The following is a 17,941-nucleotide window of genomic DNA, read 5'->3' as shown; positions in this document are numbered from 1 at the left end:
ACGGCCGCTCCGAACCGCTCACCGGATCGTCTCCCAGTCTTGCGCAGGGCGTCTACCCGCTCGCGGTCATGATGTACTCAATTTCCGGATCGTGTTCGACCGATGGCGCTCCGTCCGCCCGCACGTCGACGGCGTCGGCGGTCGGATCGGCGGCGAAGTGGGTGTCCTCGTCGAGCATCCACTGCTCCCACTGCGGCCGTAGCCGCGCGCCGTCGCGATCCAGACCGCGCGCCAGCCGCAGCTCCCGTGGCGCGTGGACAACAACGCTCAGGGTGAGGTCCGGGCGAACCGCCGCCGACGCGCTGCCCACTCCCTCCACGACCAGCGTGTGTGGCACCTCGAGCGGCGTCCACGTGTCCACCAGCCGTTCCGCCGCCCAGTCGTACCGCCGGAACGCACCCGCCCGCCCCTCCCGCAACGGCTCGAAGACCCACTCGCGCAGGCGCGGCTGCCAGGCCATCGGCTTGGCCCAGCCGTCGAGGAAGTCGTCGGTGTGCAGTTCGGCGACCGCGACCCCCTCGGCCCTCAGCGCGGTCGCCAGCCGCCCCGCGAACGTCGTCTTGCCGGAGCCGGCCCGCCCGTCGACCGCGACGAGCCGCACCGGCCCGAGCCGCGGCGGCCGCTCGATCACCGTCCGCGCGAGTGCGGCGTAGGTTCGTTTCGCCTCGGTCATCGGACCCCCGTCACCGGCTCGGTCACCCGCAGGCCCGGCACGATCGTCGGCAGGTCACCCGGCGCGCCACCCTCGATGAGCCGCCACAGCGCGTCGGTGTCGAGGTGCTCCTCCACCAGGTCACCCAGGACGTCGACCGTCCGCTCCCGCAGTGCCGCGAACGACGTGTCGGGCGCGACCACGAACCCGTGCCGCCCGGCGAGCCGGGCCGCCTCGGTGAGGAAGGTCCGCCGGAACCCGTCGGTCTCGAACGCCCCGTGCCAGTGCGTGCCGAACACGTTGCCCACGACCGCCCCTTCACCGGCCCCGCCGGGCAGCCGGATGAACGGGTCACCGGCCGGTCGCGCGACCTGCCCGTGATGGATCTCGTACCCCTTGACGGGCACCCCGCCGAACGCCGTTCCCGACGGCAGCGCAAGCGTCTTGCGCTCCGCGAACGTGATGTCGACGGGCAGCAACCCCAGTCCCGGCACCGCCCCGCGGCGGCTCTCCACGTCGTCGTGGATCCGCTCGGCCAGCATCTGGAATCCGCCGCAGATCCCCAGCACCGGCCTCCCCGCCGCGGCGTGCCGCAGCACGGCGTCGGCCAGCCCCCGCTCCCGCAGCCAGGCCAGGTCGTCCACTGTGGATTTACTGCCGGGCAGCACCACGAGGTCGACGTCGGCCAGGTCGGCGGGCTCGACCGTGAGCCGGACCTGCACACCCGGCTCGCAGGCCAGCGCCTCGGCGTCGGTGGCGTTGGACAGTCTCGGCAGCCGCACCACTCCCACCCGCAACCACTGGCTCCCCCGCGCCGGCGCCGGGCGCCCCAGAACCCGGCCGTCGTAGGCCAGCGAGTCCTCCGCGTCCAGCCACAGGTCGAACGACCACGGCACCACCCCGAACGTCGGCCGCCCGGTCAGCGCCGTGAGCGACTCGACCCCCGGCCGCAGCAGCCCGGCGTCACCGCGGAACTTGTTGATCACGAACCCGGCGACCAGCGCCTGGTCATCGGCGTCGAGCAGGGCGAGTGTGCCGTACAGCGCGGCGAACACTCCACCCCGGTCGATGTCGCCCACCACGACGACGGGCAGGTCGGCGGCGCGGGCCAGGCCCATGTTGGCCAAGTCGGTGGCCCGCAGGTTGATCTCCGCCGGACTGCCCGCCCCCTCGCAGATCACCACGTCGTGCCGGGCCCGCAGGTCGTCGAGCGTCTCCAGCACCGTGGCGCGCAGCCGGTCCTTGATCTCGGCGTAGTTGGCTGCGCCGATGTGTCCGACCGCCTGCCCGAGCACGATGACCTGGCTCGTCCGGTCGGAGCCGGGCTTGAGCAGCACCGGGTTGAACCGGACGCTCGGTGCCAGCCCGCACGCGACCGCCTGTAGTGCCTGCGCCCGGCCGATCTCACCGCCGGTGCCGTCGGGCTCGATCGCCACCGCCGAGTTGTTCGACATGTTCTGCGCCTTGAACGGCGCCACATCGACCCCCTGCCGGCGCAGCCAGCGGCAGATCCCGGCCGTCAGCATGCTCTTGCCCGCGTCCGACGTGGTCCCCGCGACGAGCAGCCCACCCTTTCCGGTCACACTTCCTTCCCTCCGCTCCGGACCGGTCACGCGCCCTCCGCTCCGCTCCGGCCGCGCGACCTCCACACTGAGCCCATGGTGACCGGCCCCTCCGCTCCGCTCCGGACCGGTCACACGCCCTCCGCTCCGCTCCGGCCGCGCGACCTCCACACTGAGCCCATGGTGACCGGCCCCTCCGCTCCGCTCCGGACCGGTCACGCGCCCACTCTCCGCTCCGGGCTCGTCGCTCATCGCCGCCCTCGCCACCAACGTGCGGCCGCGGCCAGCCCGACGGCCGCGGCGCCCACGGTCACCGACAGCATCGCCGCGCGCCGCACGTCCAGCGGGGTCGGCGGCCCGCCGTCGCCCAGGTGCGGACGCTCCTCGACCCGCGAGCCGTACACGTTGCGCCCGCCGAGCCGGACTCCCAGCGCACCGGCGGTGGCCGCCTCGCACTGGCCGGAGTTCGGACTCGGGTGGCGGCTGCCGTCCCGCAGCCAGACGCGGAGCGCCTGCGCGGGATCACCGCCGACGACCGGCGCCGCGGCGGCGGTCAGCACCCCGGTCAGCCGCGACGGCGCCAGGTTCGCGAGGTCGTCGAGGCGCGCGGAGACCATGCCGAACCGGGCATACCTGGCGGAGCGATGGCCCACCATCGCGTCGAGCGTGTTGACGGCCCGGTAGCCGACGATGCCCGGCAACCCGGCCACGGCTCCCCAGAACAACGGCCCCACGACGGCGTCCGACGTGTTCTCGGCGACCGACTCGACGGTCGCACGGGCCAGCTCCGGCGGATCGAGCGCCGACGGATCACGCCCGCACAGATTGGGTAGCTGTGCCCGCGCACCGCACAGGTCGCCGCTCTCGAGCCGATCCGCCATGACGCGCCCCTCCCGCGCCAGGCTGGTGCCGCCCAGCGCGGCCCAGGTCGCGGCCGCGACGAGCGCGACGCGGGCGAGCGGTCTGCGCCGCGTCAGCCATCCCGCGAGCCCGGCTGCGGCGACGGGCACGCCGACGGCCACCGCGGCGAACCGGGCCCCCGCGCCCCGGTCATCCGCGTATGTGCGCCGCTCCACCATGAGGGCGAACCGCCCGAACCCCGCCACCGGATGCCACCGGCGCGGATCACCGAACACAACGTCGAGGAGCGCGCCGAGCACGATGCCGGCCGCGTCCGCCGCATACCTGGGTCGAACCATGCGCCAGAACCTACAGAGACCGACTGACAATTTTTCGAGCCGCCCTCCGGGCACCTCCCCTTAGCAAGCAGACGGCGCAAAAACAAGAGCTTGTCTCACATCCGTCACCGTCCTATTTTGCACTCGTGCAGCTCGTGCTCCTGCCCGTTCTCGTGCCGCTGCGGGACGTTCGCCGCGACGACGCGCACTCGCCCGTGCTCGACGACTTCATGAGCGGACTCGGGGTCGGCTACAGCTACGGCCCGCCGTTCGGGCAGCGCCTCGCCACCTGGGCCGACCTGCAACGCATGGAAATGCCTCGACGCGCGCTGCGCCGGGAGGCCGCCCACAATCTCGACGCCCGCCTCGGAGCCGCCGCGATCCACGGGCAGCCGCCCGCGCTCATGGTCAACTTCGAGGGCATCGCGTCGACCCTGCTGCTCGCGGAGGCGTTCTGGGCCGGGCTCGAGCGGTCCGTCCCGGGCGAGCTCGTGGTGGGCGTGCCGGCCCGCGACGTGGTCATCGTGACGGGCTCCCACTCGCCGCCCGGCCTCGCCAAGGTCCGCCGGGCCGTCGACCGCGTGTTCTTCGCCGGCGACCGTTATCTGCTGTCACGCAAGCTGCTGGTTCGCCGTCGAGGTATCTGGGAGTTCTTCGCAGATGTACGGCCCGCGCCCGCCCTCGACGGCACACAGCACCGCTTCGTGTAGTTGTCCACAAGCCGGCGGTTGTCCACAGATTCGACCGCCGGCGCGAGCGGCGGTGGCTCCACCTGTCGCAAGCTCTTCCCGGACGCGGGAAGGGGGCGGCGATGGCGGACACGGGCAACAAGCGGAGACTGCGGCAACTCGGAGGGCGGTCGCCGCCGGTGGTGCTGCCCATACCCGGAACCGGGTGGCCAGCGGGCGTGAGCAGGGCAGCGCATCGAACGACAGTGGGGGCATGACAACCGTTGCAGCGCCCACCGCGGTCCGGGCCGCGTTCGGGCTGTGGCTCCTGGCCGTCGGCGCGGGAGCATTCGAGACCGCAGTGGTCGTGGCGAGCGGGGAAACCGGCGACGGCGCCATCGCCGGTGTCGCGATCCGCTGCGCCGTCTACGCCGCCGTGATAGTCACCGCGTCGCGAATGCGGGCGGGCAAGCGCTGGGCCCGGCTCGCACTGGCCCTGGTGCAGGGCATCATCGGCACGTTGTCGCTCGTCGTGGAGCCGATCGGCTGGCTCCTCGACGGTAACTCGGTCGGTGCCCAGTTGGCCGACGCCGACACAGCATGGTGGCTGATCGCGGCCGCCCGCACCGTCCACCTGGCAGCGGTGTGGGGCGCTGTTCCCCTGATGTTCGTCCCGTCCGCCGGGCGGCACTTCCAGCGCACCCCGCGTCCGGCCGCCGCCTGATCGATCACAGCCCTCCATGGCATGCCAGCAAACGCCCGGCCTGATGCCAGGTCCCCGTCGTCGCTCGCGGGGACCTGGCGTGCCGGTTCCTTGCCCCCGACGAACGGCACGGCCGTCAGGAGGCCTCTTCGGCAGCCAGGCCGGCCGCGATCCGTTGCAACACCTCGGTGGCGGGCCGGCCGGTGGCTTTGCTGTGCTCGATCAGGATGAGCGCCGCGAGGTTGGTCATCCCGGTGAAGGCACGGCCGATATCCACCACGGCGTCGTCGTCGCCGATGATTTGCTGGAGGTATTCGCTGCGTGTCCCGGTGTCCAGCGGCGACTGGAAAAGCAGGGTCAGCACCCCGATGGCGTTGCGCGTGTCCTCGCGCCGGCGCTCATTCAACGATCCGCCTCGGCTGGTCGCTGGGTTCTGGCAACTATGGTGCGCCCGGTCACGACTCAACCCTACGACCGCGAGGCCCCCGGAACATTACCAACGCCCACCGAACCGTTCCGGGCCCTCGAAACAAGACCGACCGCACGACGCCGGCACAGCGGCGCACGGCGGGACGCTCGGCACCGCCGTCCCCGCGCCGACGAGAGATCCGATGGGCCGGCCGCCCAAAGGCACCCGACCGGCCCCGGCGACGTTCACCCGCACTCGACCGGCTCGTCCACGGCGTCCGGCGCCAGGTGACTCCCCACGCGGCGACCGCCGCTCAGGGTGATCACGCACACCGAGCGCTCAGCGATCCGTCCCGGCGCTGCGGCGGCTGGGTGTCGCTGCGTGATTGCTCGTCGGTCGGCTCACGGACACGATACGTAGGGGCCGGCGCCGTCAACGTCGGCTTTGCTGGTCCTTTTCCAGCGCTGGCCCCTACGATTGAGACGTGACTGGGACGCGTTCAGGTGCGTGCGAAGCGACGGTGCGTACCTGGATGATGGAAGAAGGTTGGGGCGTACTGGACTCGCCGGAAACCCCCGGGGGCTGCTGGACGCACTTCAGTGCCGTTGCGATGGAGGGCTTTCGAAGTCTGGAGCCTGGCCAGTCGGTGAGACTCGAGTGGGAGTCACCGGGCCAGGACGGCTACGCCTTCAGGGCTACGCACGTGGTTCCCTGAGCCGACCGTCCCACCCGTCGTGGAGTCTCCCCGTATGCCCTCGGCCACCCTCCAGGAGCCAGGCGGCGCCGGCCGCGCCCGGCTCGCCGAAGGCGACCGCAAAGCAGGGCTGACACCGGTCTGCTGGGCTCGACCTGGCCGACGGCCCGGGGAGCGGAGCGACCTCCCCGGCGCCAAAGGCTCCGCCGGAGGCAAAGCGCGCGGCTACACGCGAAGGGCGAGGCAACGGGAGCGACGGCCCGGACCACGACGGACATCGTGGTAGCTCCACGAAACGCCGCCAGAGCCGGACACCCTCAACCGATGCTGGCACACTGCGGGCAAAGGCAGGGCTCGACTGGCTCCGGCCGCACACCTGCGCGACGTTCCTCCTCACCGTCCGGTGACTCGCCCCGGACCATGATGAAGGTCCCCGGGCACAGCCGGATCGGGTTGACGACGGACACGCACGCCCACGTCCTGCCCGAGATCGAGCAGACGCCGCGCAGCGGCTCTTCAGCGCCTGGGCGGCGCTGAAAGTGGTGCGCCCGGTAGGACTCGAACCTACGACCTTGGGATTAGAAGTCCCCTTGCTCGTAGCGCCGTACTATGGCGCTGGTCGTGAGCTGCGGCGATGTATGCCGTACGGACAATCTTTTGCTGTATTTTCGATCTCCGTTGCGGGCCACGAGTCCACGGTACCGCCGGTCCAGGCCCGGCCGCTACGCACCTTCGCGGTTGCGCGGCACGGAGTGCAGCCGCCGCGGCCGGGGTGGTTCGCCGTCTCGCCGGTCGAGACTCCGCCGGAGCGCGCCATCGTGGACGCCGAGCTCGACGGCATGACGGAGGGCGGTGGTGATGTCCTCCCCCAACTCGGTACGCAGCGCGTCGAACCGTTCGTCGATGATCCTGGCCATCTCGGCACGCTGGGCGTTGACGATCACCCGGGGCAGGAAGCCGAAGACGGCGGCAAGGGCGCCGGCGGCGGTAGCGAGGCCGGTCGCGGCCTCGGCGTTGAACCGGTGGGTGAGAGCCGCGAACGCACCGGCGCCGCTGAGGTAGGCGACGCCTCGGGCGACCTTGCCGGCGAGGTCTTTGCGGCTCATGGGAATACCCCCGCGCTCGTTTCAGGGCACGGGGGGGGATCGCTGTCCCAACCCGTGCCGTGAACGGGGTAGCAGTGGCCCGTCCAATGCCGTTGCGGACCCGGCTGACGCTACATGCTCGTTCGGGTTCGGACGATCAGTCCGCCGAAGAATTGAACATTAGGGCTAAGCCTGATGGCGCTTTGTTTCCCGTTCCTGGCGTTGCCGCATCCACATTTCGGCCCATTCGTTTACCCAGGCCACGCGGTCGAGGAGTTGGCCACGGTCGTCCGAGTCGAGGGCGTTGAGGTTGTCGACGAGGCGGGCTATCTCGGCCGGGAGCGGCGGCGGCAGTGAGGCGGCGGCGTTGCCTCGGGCGAGTGCGATGGCTTTGTTCGGGTCGACACCGAGGACGCCGGCGACCCGGGTGATGGTCTCGTGTTTGAAGCCGGTCTTGCCGCTCTCCCACCTGATGATGGTCATGCGGCTGACTTCGGCCTCGTCGGCGAGGTCGTCGATCGAGAGGCCTTTAGCCTCGCGCGCCTTTTTGAGGTAAGCGCCCCACGTGTTACCGCGCTCGCCCGTTTCGTCACTCACGTGTGCACGGTATGGCGCTTTGGGGTGCGGCACGAGTCGCATCGATGTTACGTCACTTTGATGTGACCAGCGCCTGATCATCGCTTCTTCGGCATTGACGCAGGGAGATGTGGGTTTCATGCGTGTGACTATCCCATCCTCCGGCATTGCCGAAAAGGGGGGAGACGCGCCTTGACGTAACACTGATGTTACCGCTACGGTCGTCACATGCGTGTTACCAAGACCTCCGCTCCGAGTCACTCGGACGTTCCGAAGCGGCTGGCATTCAACGGCCAGCGCTTCAACGAGGCCATGCGCGAGCGCGGGTACACCACCGAAACGGCCCGCGCCGAGGCGGCCGGCGTCACGACGATGACCCTGAACCGGTGGCGGCGAGGCCGGTTCGCCGGCACCCCCGCCCGCGCCAGCCAGGCCGCCCGCGCGGCCGGCCTCACCGTCGACGAACTGTTCCCCGCAGCCGCCGAGCCGACCATGGCGAAGGCGGCCTGACATGGCCGACGAACTGACCCCCGCCCAGCGCAGCATGCGGGCGTCGATCGCCGCGCACAGCCGCTGGGCACGGGAACCCGACCGCAAGGAAGCGATGCGACCCGCCCTCGACGGCATGCTCGCCAGGTTCGAGAAGCAGGTCGACCCCGACGGCGTTCTCGAACCCCACATCCGTGCCGAACGGGCCGAGTCGGCGAAGAAGGCCTACTACAAGGCGCTGCAGCTCAAGTCGAGCCGGGCCCGGGCCGCGAACCGCGGCAAACAGAAGGCGGCCTGACATGGCCGCCCAGATCCTGCACACCGTTGCCGAAATCGCCGAGCTGTGGCGGGTCTCGAAGCGCTTCGTCTACGACGAGATCCACGCCGGCAACCTCGCGGCGGTCGACCTGAGCCGTAGCGGCGAGCAGGGCAAGCTCCGCGTCCCCGAGTCGGTCGCCGACGCCTACTGGGCCGACAAGTTCAAGGTCCAGCCGACCCAACTGCGGATCGTCGCCTGAAACAAGCGCGGGCCTCGGCGCTCTCACCCGCCGAGGCCCAACAGGAACCAGCCACAAACCAGACGAAAGGACGTGGCCCCTTGACGCACAACACTACGGGGCGGGTCGCAGTCAGCGCCACCGTCGCCGTCCCGCCGTGCCCCTGGTGCGGCACCCACTGCACCGGCAACACCCGGACCGAGCACCTTCGCTACGACCGCCAGTCGGAGACGAGCATCCGCCGGAGGTGGGCCGCATGACCGCCGTCCTCCCGCACGCCGTCGCAACCGCCACATCGCCTGCGGTCGGCACGCTCGTCGGTGTCGAGTTCGTCGGCCGCCACGAGGACGACGGGCTGATCGCGCACTGGGCGCCGAACACGACCGGCTCCTACTACATCCACACCCGGTGCGCGCTGACCGTGCTGCAGCGACGCCCGTTCGGTGCGTCGATGGCGATCTGCCCTTCATGCTTCACCGCCGACGCCGCCTGCGGCTGGTGTGGCACGCATTGCGACGAGCGGCTGCGGTTCGACCACGCGCACCTGTCCGGATGGGCTGCGCGGGCCGGAGGGCCGACGTGCCTCGCGGACGGGACGCTGCGTCCGGCGCCCGCCGAGTTGCGGCTGGTCAACGTGCCGGTGACGCGCGGGAACGCCGAGCGTCGGGGACCGCGGTGGATGCCTGGGGTGGCGGCGTGAGCCCCCTGACCCGCGCCGGGATCGAGAACGCTGCCGCGTTCGTCCGCCGCAACTGGGCCGACAATCCGGCCGCCGCGCGGGCGTTCGCCGCCCGGCTTCGCGCCGCCGCGACCGCGCATGAGACGTGTGCCCGCACCGACACCGACCTTCGCGCCGCGACCGCGTTACGGCTCGCCGCCGACGCTGCCGCCGGTGCGCTCGCCGAACTGGAGGACGCGGCATGACCACGATCATGGAGCGTCTTCCGGTGTTCGTCTCCCAGGCCGGCCGGACTGTTCTGGTTGGACGCGGCGAGGTCGTCGACGGCGACATCATCTGCTTCGTCAACACGCCCCGGCGGCCCGAGGTCGTGTCGCTGGTTGCGGGCCGCTTCTCGGTGGACGTGACCGTCGAGGGCATCACCTACGCCCTGTTCGAGGGCGAGTGGGTCGAGCCGACCGGGGACGTCACGATGCGGGTTGAGAACGGCTGGTTCGTCGTCGAGCTCGACGGCCGCCAGTACCCGCCGGCGCTGGTTCAGATGTCGGCGGCCCGGGTCGTGGAGCTGCTGACCGAGGTTGCCGCGGTCCGGCTCCAGCCGGATGTGTGGGTGCCGAGCCGTGCCGACGATCGGCCGGTCGGTCCGCTGCGCGCCGAGGGCGGTGCCGCGTGAGCACCGTGACGGCGGCGATGCTCGCCGACCTGCTGGTCGGCGAGTTGGAGAAGCACGTCGCGGACCCGTCTCCGGTCCGGGACGCGTCGGCGACGGACATGGTCGACGTGCTGTACCGGAACGGATTCGGCGCGCAGTTCGCGGAGCACTACGTCGCCAACCAGCTCACACGCGCGTTGACGCGGCTGCGTACCGGCCTGGCGCCGGGTGAGCCGGCGTGGAAGACGGGCAACGTGGTCCACGATGCACTGCTCGCGCTCGGCGCCTACGCCCACCTGCAGGACCGCAAGTCGGGGGTGTCCGCGTGACGAATCTCCGCCTCTTGAGCCTCGGTGCAGGCATCCAGTCCACAGTCCTCGCCCTCATGGCTGCCGAGGGCTCGCTCGACAAGCTCGACGGAGCCGTTTTCGCCGACACGGGTTGGGAGCCGCCGCGGGTCTACGACCACCTGAACAAGCTCGGCGCGGTGCTGAACGTGGCCGGTGTGCCGCTCTACAGGGTCAGCAAGGGCAACCTCCGCGCTGACTCACTGGACCCGGCGCACCGCTACGCCTCGGTGCCGTACTTCGTGCGCAACGCCGACGGATCCGAAGGCATGGGCAGGCGTCAATGTACCTCGGAGTACAAGTTGGCGCCGATCAACCGGAAGGTTCGCGAGTTGCTCGGCGCACCCGCGCCCGACTTCCGGCGAGTGCCGAAAGGCAACCGTGCCGAGCAGTGGATCGGTTTCTCCACCGACGAGATCGGTCGCGTCTCCGACAAGGACGGCGTCTCGTACATCACCAAGCGGTACCCGCTGCTTGAGCTGGGCATGAGCCGCGACGACTGCGAACGCTGGCTCCGCTCCCGCGGTTGGACCTCGGTCGCCAAGAGCGCCTGTACCGGGTGCCCCTACCACGGCAACCGTCAATGGCGGGAGCTACGCGACCACTACCCGGATGAGTGGGCCGACGCGGTTGCGTTCGACGAGGCGATCCGAAAGGGTGGCGCGCGGGGGCTACCGCTCAACGGCGAGGCGTTCTTGCACCGGTCCCGGGTCCCGCTGTCCATCGCACCGATCGACCGTGTGACCCGGCGGGAGTGGCTGGACCGGCAGACCGACATCTTCGGCCAGCTCTCCGACCTTGAGGAGGAAGGCGACCCGGACGGCTGCTCGCCGTACGGCTGCCGGTCGGGGGTGGTCGCGTGAGCCTCATGGACGCCACCACCGTCGACCTGTCGCCGTGGGCGGTCCGGTTCCGGCAGCGCCACGCCAAGCCCGTCCGCCGCGACGACTATAGCTGGGATCACCACGTAGCCCGGGTGCTGCTCACGGTCCTGTTCGGCGTGGCCCGGTTCGTCGTGGCCGCCGTCATTGACCTGGCCATTTACGCCGTCGTGTTCGTCGTCGTCCTGGTAGTCGCGTCGACGGCCGTCGAATTCTTCCTGTGGAGGCGCTGATGCTGCGTCGTTTCGTGTGCGCCGTCGTCGCTCTGGCGGCCGGCGGGGCGCTGCTTGCCGAGGCCGTCCACCTCGGCGCCCGCCTGAACAGCCTGCTCGTGGTGACCGCCACGGCGGCCGGGCTACTGGCCGCGGCGGGCCTGTCGAAATTCTGGCGGGAAATGTCGCGGGCTGGTGCCGACATCGACCGGTGGATCGCTGAGGCCGAGGCTGGCACCTTGGCCCGCCAGGCGGAGGCCGAGCAGGCGATCCTCGACACCGCGACCGCTGCGCAGGTGCGGCTGTGAAGCGCCGCTCCTACCTGCTCGGCGTCGGTGTCGGCGCCGCCGTGACCGGCGTGCTGGTCGCGTCTCCGTTCGTGCCGTGGCAGGTCGCCGTATCGGCCGGGCTGGTCGTCACCGCGGTGTCGGTGCCGTTCTTCCGGTCGCTCCTCTCCCCCGCGCCCGGCGCCGAGATCGACGAGGACGGGATGTGGGCCGATGACGGCTCCGGTGAGCGTGAGGGCTGGTCCGGCTGGCACACGCGGGCGCTGTCGCCGCACTCGGCGTGGGCGCACGGCGACGCGCGCCTCGACGAGCCTGCCGTGCAGGTCTCGGACGAGGCGCCGCAGCCGGCCGAACCGGCGCAGGTCGTGTACGACCTGGACTGGTTGACACTGCCGGGCGGCCGGCACCGTGCCCCGCAGGCAGGTGCGCGATGAGGTACGCCGCTATCGCCGCCATCTCGTGGGTGGCGGTCGCCGCGTTCGCGGTCGTGCTGCTGCACGGCTCCCGGACCGGGGCCGCCGACGCTGATGCCGCCACCGTGCAGCCCGCCGAGGTCGGGAACCTCGCCTACCAGGCGAAACACGCCGCCTGGAGCGACGACAACGATGGCCACTGGTGGCCGGCACACACGAACGGCGCCGCCCCGACCGAGGAGACCGGCCGGCACGCCCGGACGCCGGGCGTGCGACCCGACCTGCGGATCGAACGGACCTGGGAGATCCCGGCCGACCAGATCCAGGCAATCCTCGCCGGGGGTGCCGAATGACGGTGCTCACCTTCCCCGGCCGTGACTACGCCGCCGACCTGCGGACGCTCGCCGTCCAGGCCCGCAGGAACACACACCTGGTCGTCGCCAAGCACCGCGCCACTGGTGAGGTTCGGTCGTGGCATGCCCGGCCACGCCGCGAGGCGGTCGAGTACCGCGACAACCTGCGTCACGTCCTCGGCGACCAGTGGACCGTCAAGGCCGTCCGCCGCAGCCGCATCAAGACCACCGCGCGTACCTGGCGCGGCTGAACCACCCTCCCAACCCACACCGCACGTTCGGCCGGCACCACTGCATCGCCCGCCGTCCACGCGGAACGGACCGAAAGGACCCACCCATGACCGTCTTCACCTTCCAGAAGGCCACCAAGGCGCAGGCCCGAGCCCGCGTCGCTTTCGCCGGGCCGTCCGGCTCCGGCAAGACCTACACGTCCCTGCGGACCGCCCGCGCCCTCGGGCAGCGGATCGCCGTCATCGACACCGAACGCGGCTCCGCGTCCAAGTACGCCGACGAGTTCGACTTCGACACCCTCGCCATGAACACGTTCGACCCCCGCGACCTGGTCAAGGCCCTCGCTGCGGCCGGTGCTGCCGGCTACGACGTCGCCGTCGTCGACTCGCTGTCGCACTTCTGGTCCGGCACCGGCGGCATGCTGGAGCAGGTCGACCACGCCGCCCGCCGCTCCGGCGGCGGGAACAGCTTCGCCGGGTGGAAAGAGGCCCGGCCGATGGAGCGGGCCATGGTCGACGCGCTGCTCGCCTACCCCGGCCACGTGATCGTCACGATGCGCACCAAGACCGAGTACGTGGTCGAGGAGGACAGCCGGGGCCGGAAGGTACCCCGGAAGGTCGGTCTGAAGCCGGAGCAGCGAGACGGCATCGAGTACGAGTTCGACATCGTCGGTGACCTCGACCTGGAGAACACCCTCGTCGTGGCGAAGTCGAGGTGCAAGGTGCTGGCGAAGGCCGTCATCCAGTTGCCGGACGAGGAGAGCTTCGGCGGGGTCGTTCGGGCGTGGCTGGAGGACGGTGCGGCGCCGGCGTTCGACGCGCTCGCCGTCCGCGAGGAGGTACTCGCGCCGGGCCTGTCCCGCGACGAGCTGTACAGCGTCTACCAGCGGGTCGAGGCGGCCGGGCAGTTGGGGGCGCCGGTCGTCGACGACAACGGTGACCCGACGACCCTCGGCGAGCTCATCAAGGCGAAGGGCAACGCCGCCAAGCTGGCGGCGGTGTCGTCGGGCGGTGAGGCGGCGTGACCGACATGCGGAACCTCGCGCGGGTCGCGATGGCGTCGAAGGTGCTCGCCGACGTCGCCCGCGAGGAGGGTAACGCGGCCCGGGAGTTGCTCGCCGAGGCGATGCTGTCGTCCGGCGCGGAGCGGGTCCGGGTAACCGACGGCAACGCCGTCGACTACGGCGCTGTCGTGCTCGTGCCCGGCCGGAAGTCCGCGGTCGTCGTCGACGAGGCGGCGCTCCTCGGCTGGGTCGCCGCCCGCTACCCGGATGAGGTGGTGCAGCAGGTGCGGCGGGCATGGCTGGAGCGGCTGCTGTCCGCCGCGGCGAAGCTCGGCGACCCGGTCGACCCGGCCACCGGCGAGGTGATCCCCGGTGTCGAGGTCCGGCAGGGCGACCCGTACCTGGCGGCGAAGCCGTCGGCCGAAGCCCGGGACCGGATGAAGACGACCATGGCGAACCAGGGTCTGCTGATGCTGGGCCTGGCCGAGGCTGGAGAGCCGGCGTGACCGGCGACAACGTGAAGGTGGTGGCCGCCGTGTCGAGCACGGCGGCCCTGCCGCTGCCCCAACTGCTGGAGCCGACCACACCGATCGAGGGCAACTGCCCGGCGTGCGGCGGGGCGTACGTGCCGCTGGCGCAGGACGGGTCGCAGCCAGCCGGTGTCTGCTACCCGCCGACCGTGGACTACCCGGTCCCGGGCCACGAGATGCCGATCCCGGCGTGGTGCGCGACCCGGCAGGCGCACGTGTGGCGCAACGCGGACGGCGTGCTGGAGTCCGACCGGCCGTGTGTCGGCTGCCGCGACACGGGCCGGATCGCGTTCGGCTCCGCCGAGGACGGCACGCCGCCGGCTTGGCGGCCCTGCCCGGCATGCTGCCCGACGCCCGCCGACGTCAAGGCCCACGAGGAGGCCGTCGCCAAGTACGGGGAGGACTACTTCTGATGAGCCGGAGAGAGCGGACAACGAGCATCCGGTGCGCCGAGGACGGCTGCCGCGAGACGAGGCACTACTCCTACACCTCGCAGCGAGAGTACGCCGAAATCCACAAGGAGCAGGCCCGGTCGCCGTGGAGATGCACACGCCACGCCAACCCGGAGCAGGTGCTTCGCCCGGACAACACCACCACCTCGCATGTGCTGATCGCGAGCCGGGTCCGGAACTGCGGCTACGAGCGGGAACTGGCCGGGTTCGAGGCTGCGGTCGCCCGCAGGTCGATGTGGGCGCGCAAGCCCGACGAGTTCCTGCCCGGCATGTACTGGCTGCCCGAAGGCGGCACGTCCGGCAGCGGCTTCACGTTCGGCCCCGGCTTCAAGGCGCACGCCGACGACTTCCCCGAAGGCACCCGCTTGGTGATCACCGCGCAGGTTCTCCTGCCGGCGGTGTCCGGTGGGTGACCTGCTGACGGCGTTGCGCCGCGAACTGCACGAGCTGGAGCTGACCGCGGCCGAGTGCCGCGCCGGCGACGAGTTCCTGCCCGCGATCCTCGCCGAGGAGCGGGCGGCGCGCGTGCAGGCCCAGATCGACACGCTGGAGCTCGCCGACGGGAACGCGTTCGGGGCGCCGGTCGACGGGTGGGCGGCATGAGCGCCACCGTGTTCGCCGCGGCGTTCGCGGCCCTGTACGCCTCCCACATGGTCGGTGATCACCTGGTGCAGACCGACAGGCAGGCGGCAGGGAAAGCCGCCGACCGGGGCTGGCTGCGGCCCATGGCCGGGCATCTGCTCGGCTATGGGCTCTGCCAGGCGCTCGCCCTGGTCGCGCTGCGGGTCGTCGACGTCGAGGTGCCGCTCTGGCCGGCCACGGCCGGGGTCGCTTTCTCGGTCGTGACGCACGGGCTGATCGACCGGCGGTGGCCGGTGCGGTGGCTGATGAAGCACACCGGGCCGGCGGCGTTCGCGCGGCTCGCCGGGGGCGGACTCAACGGCGCGTACCTGGCAGACCAGTCGCTGCATGTCGGCTGCCTGTTCATAGCCGCGCTGGTCATCGGGGGGTTGTCCTGATGGCCGCCACCCAGCAGACACTCCTCGGCCTGCTCCCCGACAACCCGGCCAAGCCGACGCGGAAGCCGGCGAAGCGTCGCAGCCCGCGCGTCACCGGCGCCGCGGTCACTACCCGCGCCGAGCACACCGCGGGCGTCGACCGGTTCAACCGGCGGGTGTGGACGCTGCACATCCCGGCGCCGGCGGACTGGCTGAGCTCCAACGGCCGCACCCACGCCCGGAACCTGGGCGTCGTGGTGAAGGCGTGGCGGGACGCGGCCCGGGTGTACGCCCTCCAGGCCAAACTCCCGAAGGGCCTGACCAGGGTGCATGTCCTGGCCCGCTGCCACTTCACGATGACCCGTGTCCGCGACGCCGGGAACCGCTACCCGACCGCAAAAGCGTGTATCGACGGACTCATCGACTACGGGCTGACCGCCGACGACAACGACGACTTCCTTGTCGGCCCCGACATGAGGCCCGGACCGAACGTCGACCGGAAGGCGTACCCGGGCGGCGGACTCCTGGTGTTGACGATCACCGAGCTGCGGGACGGCGACGACGACACGGAGGTGTTCGCCGCGTGATCGGGCCGTTGACGGTGGACGAGGCCCGCGAGCAGATCAACCTGCGGCTGCGGGAGATCGACGAACTGTGGGCTGCGGTCCAGGTGGAAGCGCCTGAGGTGCGCCGCCCGACCGGCAGGCTCACCGAGATGGAGCTGCAGGTGGCCCGGGCTGCGGCCTGGTCGACTCTGTCCTTTCCGGAGATCGCCCGGGAGCGGTGGGTGTCCGTCAACACGGTTCGCAGTCAGATCAAGTCCGCGTACGGCAAGCTCGGTATTCACCGCCGGGCCGACCTGCGTTCGGCGCTGCTCGATGCCGAACGGATTCCGGGCGACCCGCAGCCTGAGGCGGCGGCGTGACGGTGCTACTCGACCGGCGGCTTTTCCCGGGTGTGCCGCTTCGGCGGGTGCCCTTTGACCGCGGTGTAGACCTTGGACAGGTGCTCGCGCGTGTAGCCGGCCCGGCGAGCCGCTTCGGCCACGGACATGTCGGCGTCGATCGCTGCGATGGCCTTGGCCTGGAGGTCGGCCCTCGCCCGCTCGAACTGCTCCTCGATGCGCGCGAACACTTTGGCCGCAGCGTCGAGCGCGTCGGCCTCGGGCCCGGTGGTCGTGTCCTTGGCGCGCGGCATGCCGGTGATTGTCGCACGCCCCTGTTCACGGGGCGACTGCGTGTGGTGAGTTCTCGTCACTTCCGTGGCTTGACTTCGTGAGGTCATAGCGTGATGCTCGTTCACGGATACGGTTCACGGAATACGCAAGGAGTGTCCGCGTGACCATTACCGCAGCATCCGACAGCAATCGGCGACGCAAGCCCGCGAGCCGCACAGCCACCCATCGACCCGCGCCACGGAGGCGCCGCTTCCGTGCTCGACACCTCACCGGCGAACAGGCCGATCGCGGGCTGACCGACACATGACCACGACGTTCTACCTCGGCGCACACCACCCGCATTGGCTGGCCATCCCACCCCGCGACCGCGACGGCCAACCCATCCGGCTGTTCGTCTCCCATCGCCGTCTCGCCGGTCGCCGCACCCTGCCGCGCGCCCGCACCCCGTGGGCGCTCGACTCCGGCGGTTTCTCCGAGCTGTCGCTGTTCGGTGAATGGCGGACGACCCCCGAGGAGTACGTCGCCGCCGTCCGCCGCTACGACCGCGAGATCGGCATGCTGGAGTGGGCCGCCCCGCAGGACTGGATGGTCGAGCCGTTCATGCTCGCCAAGACCCGGCTCACCGTCGCCGAACACCAGCGGCGCACCGTCGCCAACTACCTCCAGTTGTGCGACCTGTGGTGGCGGGCGGAACACGACGCCGCCGGCCGCGACCCTGAGTTCTGCCCGTTCATGCCGGTCCTCCAGGGCTGGACCATCGCCGACTACCTGCGCTGCGCCGACGCGTACGAACAGGTCGGCGTTAACCTGCCCGACTACCCCGTCGTCGGTGTCGGTTCCGTCTGTCGGCGGCAGGCCACCTCCGAGATCGCGGACATCATGGCCTCGCTCGCCGATCTTGGCCTCAACCTGCACGGCTTCGGCGTCAAGACGTCCGGTCTCGCCCGATACGCACGGCACCTTGCGTCCGCCGACTCGATGGCCTGGTCGTACGCCGGTCGCCGGACCCCCACCCGGTGCGGGTCGGTCAGCCACAAAAACGAGGCGAACTGCCTCGACTTCGCCGCCCGCTGGCACGAGCGGATCGCCGACGAGATCGCCGTCGACCGGCCCGATCAGCTCCGCCTCGACCTGTTCGAGGTGGCCGCCTGATGCGCCTCAGCCTCGCCCGCACCGCCCTGACCCAGCTCACCCGAAACCCCTGAGAGGAGAC

General features: G+C 71.1%; 31 protein-coding genes and 1 tRNA gene. 24 read left to right on the top strand and 8 right to left on the bottom strand.

The annotated features are described in order from the left end of the window. Positions 1-52 precede the first annotated feature (52 nt). From Drose_RS06685 to Drose_RS06675, 3 genes are all read right to left on the bottom strand, one after another. Positions 53-673, bottom strand: a complete 621-nt coding sequence (locus tag Drose_RS06685; protein WP_260727308.1) for a uridine kinase family protein — start codon at positions 671-673, stop codon at positions 53-55. Continuing rightward, positions 670-2,178 carry a cobyric acid synthase gene (locus tag Drose_RS06680; RefSeq protein ID WP_260729624.1) on the bottom strand — a complete coding sequence of 503 codons (1,509 nt, stop codon included), beginning with the start codon at positions 2,176-2,178 and terminating at the stop codon, positions 670-672. The genes Drose_RS06685 and Drose_RS06680 overlap by 4 nt, the downstream gene beginning before the upstream one ends. Positions 2,179-2,462: 284 nt before the next feature. Continuing rightward, positions 2,463-3,413: a cobalamin biosynthesis protein gene (locus Drose_RS06675; protein ID WP_260727307.1), complete on the bottom strand. Its 951-nt coding sequence runs from the start codon at positions 3,411-3,413 to the stop codon at positions 2,463-2,465. 125 nt (positions 3,414-3,538) lie between these two features. Here Drose_RS06675 and Drose_RS06670 point away from each other — a divergent pair, with 125 nt between their 5' ends. Together Drose_RS06670 and Drose_RS06665 are read left to right on the top strand one after the other, a co-directional pair. Then, positions 3,539-4,102 carry a hypothetical protein gene (locus Drose_RS06670; RefSeq protein ID WP_260727306.1) on the top strand — a complete coding sequence of 188 codons (564 nt, stop codon included), beginning with the start codon at positions 3,539-3,541 and terminating at the stop codon, positions 4,100-4,102. A gap of 232 nt (positions 4,103-4,334) precedes the next feature. After that, a complete protein-coding gene (locus Drose_RS06665) occupies positions 4,335-4,784 on the top strand; it encodes a hypothetical protein (RefSeq protein ID WP_260727305.1) in 450 nt (149 codons plus the stop codon). Between the two features lie 115 nt (positions 4,785-4,899). Here the strand turns inward: Drose_RS06665 and Drose_RS06660 are convergent, their stop codons facing one another. The 4 genes from Drose_RS06660 to Drose_RS06640 all read right to left on the bottom strand — a co-directional run bounded on the left by Drose_RS06660 (position 4,900) and on the right by Drose_RS06640 (position 7,548). Then, the gene (locus Drose_RS06660) at positions 4,900-5,169 is read right to left on the bottom strand and encodes a hypothetical protein (RefSeq protein WP_260727304.1); all 270 of its coding nucleotides are present in this window, start codon (positions 5,167-5,169) and stop codon (positions 4,900-4,902) included. A 1,237-nt stretch (positions 5,170-6,406) separates the two neighbouring features. After that, positions 6,407-6,482: transfer RNA gene (locus Drose_RS06650), tRNA-Ser, on the bottom strand. Between the two features lie 106 nt (positions 6,483-6,588). Next, the gene (locus tag Drose_RS06645; RefSeq protein ID WP_260727303.1) at positions 6,589-6,972 is read right to left on the bottom strand and encodes a hypothetical protein; all 384 of its coding nucleotides are present in this window, start codon (positions 6,970-6,972) and stop codon (positions 6,589-6,591) included. A 165-nt stretch (positions 6,973-7,137) separates the two neighbouring features. Beyond that, complete coding sequence (locus tag Drose_RS06640; RefSeq protein ID WP_260727302.1) at positions 7,138-7,548, bottom strand: helix-turn-helix transcriptional regulator; 411 nt, start codon at positions 7,546-7,548, stop codon at positions 7,138-7,140. Positions 7,549-7,755: 207 nt separating this feature from the next. Here Drose_RS06640 and Drose_RS06635 point away from each other — a divergent pair, with 207 nt between their 5' ends. The 21 genes from Drose_RS06635 to Drose_RS06535 all read left to right on the top strand — a co-directional run bounded on the left by Drose_RS06635 (position 7,756) and on the right by Drose_RS06535 (position 16,476). Next, positions 7,756-8,037 carry a helix-turn-helix domain-containing protein gene (locus Drose_RS06635; RefSeq protein WP_260727301.1) on the top strand — a complete coding sequence of 94 codons (282 nt, stop codon included), beginning with the start codon at positions 7,756-7,758 and terminating at the stop codon, positions 8,035-8,037. A gap of 1 nt (position 8,038) precedes the next feature. Next, positions 8,039-8,314 carry a hypothetical protein gene (locus Drose_RS06630; protein WP_260727300.1) on the top strand — a complete coding sequence of 92 codons (276 nt, stop codon included), beginning with the start codon at positions 8,039-8,041 and terminating at the stop codon, positions 8,312-8,314. A 1-nt stretch (position 8,315) separates the two neighbouring features. Further along, positions 8,316-8,534 carry a helix-turn-helix domain-containing protein gene (locus tag Drose_RS06625; RefSeq protein ID WP_260727299.1) on the top strand — a complete coding sequence of 73 codons (219 nt, stop codon included), beginning with the start codon at positions 8,316-8,318 and terminating at the stop codon, positions 8,532-8,534. Positions 8,535-8,769: 235 nt separating this feature from the next. Continuing rightward, complete coding sequence (locus Drose_RS06620) at positions 8,770-9,213, top strand: hypothetical protein (protein ID WP_260727298.1); 444 nt, start codon at positions 8,770-8,772, stop codon at positions 9,211-9,213. Continuing rightward, entirely contained in the window at positions 9,210-9,437 is a 228-nt protein-coding gene (locus Drose_RS06615; RefSeq protein ID WP_260727297.1) for a hypothetical protein, read from the top strand. Before Drose_RS06620 ends, Drose_RS06615 begins: the two co-directional genes overlap by 4 nt. After that, on the top strand, positions 9,434-9,865 hold the full coding sequence (locus Drose_RS06610; protein ID WP_260727296.1) for a hypothetical protein: 432 nt from the start codon (positions 9,434-9,436) through the stop codon (positions 9,863-9,865). Before Drose_RS06615 ends, Drose_RS06610 begins: the two co-directional genes overlap by 4 nt. Continuing rightward, positions 9,862-10,173, top strand: coding sequence for a hypothetical protein (locus tag Drose_RS06605; protein WP_260727295.1), 312 nt, complete (start codon positions 9,862-9,864; stop codon positions 10,171-10,173). Before Drose_RS06610 ends, Drose_RS06605 begins: the two co-directional genes overlap by 4 nt. Beyond that, entirely contained in the window at positions 10,170-11,054 is an 885-nt protein-coding gene (locus tag Drose_RS06600; RefSeq protein ID WP_260727294.1) for an adenine nucleotide alpha hydrolase family protein, read from the top strand. The genes Drose_RS06605 and Drose_RS06600 overlap by 4 nt, the downstream gene beginning before the upstream one ends. Next, positions 11,051-11,305 (top strand): hypothetical protein, encoded by a 255-nt coding sequence (locus tag Drose_RS06595; RefSeq protein WP_260727293.1) that lies wholly within the window; start codon positions 11,051-11,053, stop codon positions 11,303-11,305. Before Drose_RS06600 ends, Drose_RS06595 begins: the two co-directional genes overlap by 4 nt. After that, on the top strand, positions 11,293-11,592 hold the full coding sequence (locus Drose_RS06590) for a hypothetical protein (RefSeq protein WP_260727292.1): 300 nt from the start codon (positions 11,293-11,295) through the stop codon (positions 11,590-11,592). Before Drose_RS06595 ends, Drose_RS06590 begins: the two co-directional genes overlap by 13 nt. After that, on the top strand, positions 11,589-12,005 hold the full coding sequence (locus Drose_RS06585) for a hypothetical protein (RefSeq protein WP_260727291.1): 417 nt from the start codon (positions 11,589-11,591) through the stop codon (positions 12,003-12,005). The genes Drose_RS06590 and Drose_RS06585 overlap by 4 nt, the downstream gene beginning before the upstream one ends. Beyond that, entirely contained in the window at positions 12,002-12,337 is a 336-nt protein-coding gene (locus Drose_RS06580) for a hypothetical protein (protein WP_260727290.1), read from the top strand. The genes Drose_RS06585 and Drose_RS06580 overlap by 4 nt, the downstream gene beginning before the upstream one ends. Continuing rightward, positions 12,334-12,588 carry a hypothetical protein gene (locus Drose_RS06575; RefSeq protein ID WP_260727289.1) on the top strand — a complete coding sequence of 85 codons (255 nt, stop codon included), beginning with the start codon at positions 12,334-12,336 and terminating at the stop codon, positions 12,586-12,588. Before Drose_RS06580 ends, Drose_RS06575 begins: the two co-directional genes overlap by 4 nt. Positions 12,589-12,674: 86 nt before the next feature. Next, the gene (locus tag Drose_RS06570) at positions 12,675-13,592 is read left to right on the top strand and encodes an ATP-binding protein (RefSeq protein ID WP_260727288.1); all 918 of its coding nucleotides are present in this window, start codon (positions 12,675-12,677) and stop codon (positions 13,590-13,592) included. Further along, entirely contained in the window at positions 13,589-14,077 is a 489-nt protein-coding gene (locus Drose_RS06565) for a hypothetical protein (RefSeq protein WP_260727287.1), read from the top strand. Before Drose_RS06570 ends, Drose_RS06565 begins: the two co-directional genes overlap by 4 nt. Beyond that, the gene (locus Drose_RS06560; RefSeq protein ID WP_260727286.1) at positions 14,074-14,514 is read left to right on the top strand and encodes a hypothetical protein; all 441 of its coding nucleotides are present in this window, start codon (positions 14,074-14,076) and stop codon (positions 14,512-14,514) included. Before Drose_RS06565 ends, Drose_RS06560 begins: the two co-directional genes overlap by 4 nt. Next, positions 14,514-14,966, top strand: coding sequence for a hypothetical protein (locus Drose_RS06555; protein ID WP_260727285.1), 453 nt, complete (start codon positions 14,514-14,516; stop codon positions 14,964-14,966). Before Drose_RS06560 ends, Drose_RS06555 begins: the two co-directional genes overlap by 1 nt. After that, positions 14,959-15,156 carry a hypothetical protein gene (locus Drose_RS06550; RefSeq protein WP_260727284.1) on the top strand — a complete coding sequence of 66 codons (198 nt, stop codon included), beginning with the start codon at positions 14,959-14,961 and terminating at the stop codon, positions 15,154-15,156. Before Drose_RS06555 ends, Drose_RS06550 begins: the two co-directional genes overlap by 8 nt. Next, a complete protein-coding gene (locus Drose_RS06545; RefSeq protein ID WP_260727283.1) occupies positions 15,153-15,572 on the top strand; it encodes a DUF3307 domain-containing protein in 420 nt (139 codons plus the stop codon). Before Drose_RS06550 ends, Drose_RS06545 begins: the two co-directional genes overlap by 4 nt. Then, on the top strand, positions 15,572-16,138 hold the full coding sequence (locus Drose_RS06540; protein ID WP_260727282.1) for a RusA family crossover junction endodeoxyribonuclease: 567 nt from the start codon (positions 15,572-15,574) through the stop codon (positions 16,136-16,138). Before Drose_RS06545 ends, Drose_RS06540 begins: the two co-directional genes overlap by 1 nt. Continuing rightward, positions 16,135-16,476: a helix-turn-helix domain-containing protein gene (locus Drose_RS06535; RefSeq protein ID WP_260727281.1), complete on the top strand. Its 342-nt coding sequence runs from the start codon at positions 16,135-16,137 to the stop codon at positions 16,474-16,476. Before Drose_RS06540 ends, Drose_RS06535 begins: the two co-directional genes overlap by 4 nt. A gap of 5 nt (positions 16,477-16,481) precedes the next feature. Here Drose_RS06535 and Drose_RS06530 read toward each other — a convergent pair whose 3' ends face one another. Continuing rightward, positions 16,482-16,748, bottom strand: coding sequence for a helix-turn-helix domain-containing protein (locus Drose_RS06530; RefSeq protein ID WP_260727280.1), 267 nt, complete (start codon positions 16,746-16,748; stop codon positions 16,482-16,484). 283 nt (positions 16,749-17,031) lie between these two features. On the opposite strand from Drose_RS06530, the gene Drose_RS06525 reads away from it, so the two are divergent. Beyond that, positions 17,032-17,880, top strand: coding sequence for a deazapurine DNA modification protein DpdA family protein (locus Drose_RS06525; RefSeq protein ID WP_260727279.1), 849 nt, complete (start codon positions 17,032-17,034; stop codon positions 17,878-17,880). Positions 17,881-17,941 lie beyond the last annotated feature (61 nt).

Origin of the sequence: Dactylosporangium roseum (assembly GCF_025264685.1) — a bacterium.
GTDB lineage: Bacteria > Actinomycetota > Actinomycetes > Mycobacteriales > Micromonosporaceae > Dactylosporangium > Dactylosporangium roseum.
Note: the sequence above shows the minus strand (reverse complement) of the source record. Positions and strands in the feature narration are given on the sequence as shown.

Excerpts from the sequence above, each read along its gene's own strand:
- Drose_RS06685 (WP_260727308.1), bottom strand. The coding sequence starts at position 673 with ATGACCGAGGCGAAACGAACCTACGCCGCACTCGCGCGGACGGTGATC.
- Drose_RS06680 (WP_260729624.1), bottom strand. The coding sequence starts at position 2,178 with ATGCTGACGGCCGGGATCTGCCGCTGGCTGCGCCGGCAGGGGGTCGAT.
- Drose_RS06675 (WP_260727307.1), bottom strand. The coding sequence starts at position 3,413 with ATGGTTCGACCCAGGTATGCGGCGGACGCGGCCGGCATCGTGCTCGGC.
- Drose_RS06665 (WP_260727305.1), top strand. The coding sequence starts at position 4,335 with ATGACAACCGTTGCAGCGCCCACCGCGGTCCGGGCCGCGTTCGGGCTG.
- Drose_RS06645 (WP_260727303.1), bottom strand. The coding sequence starts at position 6,972 with ATGAGCCGCAAAGACCTCGCCGGCAAGGTCGCCCGAGGCGTCGCCTAC.
- Drose_RS06635 (WP_260727301.1), top strand. The coding sequence starts at position 7,756 with ATGCGTGTTACCAAGACCTCCGCTCCGAGTCACTCGGACGTTCCGAAG.
- Drose_RS06630 (WP_260727300.1), top strand. The coding sequence starts at position 8,039 with ATGGCCGACGAACTGACCCCCGCCCAGCGCAGCATGCGGGCGTCGATC.
- Drose_RS06625 (WP_260727299.1), top strand. The coding sequence starts at position 8,316 with ATGGCCGCCCAGATCCTGCACACCGTTGCCGAAATCGCCGAGCTGTGG.
- Drose_RS06620 (WP_260727298.1), top strand. The coding sequence starts at position 8,770 with ATGACCGCCGTCCTCCCGCACGCCGTCGCAACCGCCACATCGCCTGCG.
- Drose_RS06610 (WP_260727296.1), top strand. The coding sequence starts at position 9,434 with ATGACCACGATCATGGAGCGTCTTCCGGTGTTCGTCTCCCAGGCCGGC.
- Drose_RS06580 (WP_260727290.1), top strand. The coding sequence starts at position 12,002 with ATGAGGTACGCCGCTATCGCCGCCATCTCGTGGGTGGCGGTCGCCGCG.
- Drose_RS06575 (WP_260727289.1), top strand. The coding sequence starts at position 12,334 with ATGACGGTGCTCACCTTCCCCGGCCGTGACTACGCCGCCGACCTGCGG.
- Drose_RS06570 (WP_260727288.1), top strand. The coding sequence starts at position 12,675 with ATGACCGTCTTCACCTTCCAGAAGGCCACCAAGGCGCAGGCCCGAGCC.
- Drose_RS06555 (WP_260727285.1), top strand. The coding sequence starts at position 14,514 with ATGAGCCGGAGAGAGCGGACAACGAGCATCCGGTGCGCCGAGGACGGC.
- Drose_RS06545 (WP_260727283.1), top strand. The coding sequence starts at position 15,153 with ATGAGCGCCACCGTGTTCGCCGCGGCGTTCGCGGCCCTGTACGCCTCC.
- Drose_RS06540 (WP_260727282.1), top strand. The coding sequence starts at position 15,572 with ATGGCCGCCACCCAGCAGACACTCCTCGGCCTGCTCCCCGACAACCCG.
- Drose_RS06530 (WP_260727280.1), bottom strand. The coding sequence starts at position 16,748 with ATGCCGCGCGCCAAGGACACGACCACCGGGCCCGAGGCCGACGCGCTC.
- Drose_RS06525 (WP_260727279.1), top strand. The coding sequence starts at position 17,032 with ATGACCACGACGTTCTACCTCGGCGCACACCACCCGCATTGGCTGGCC.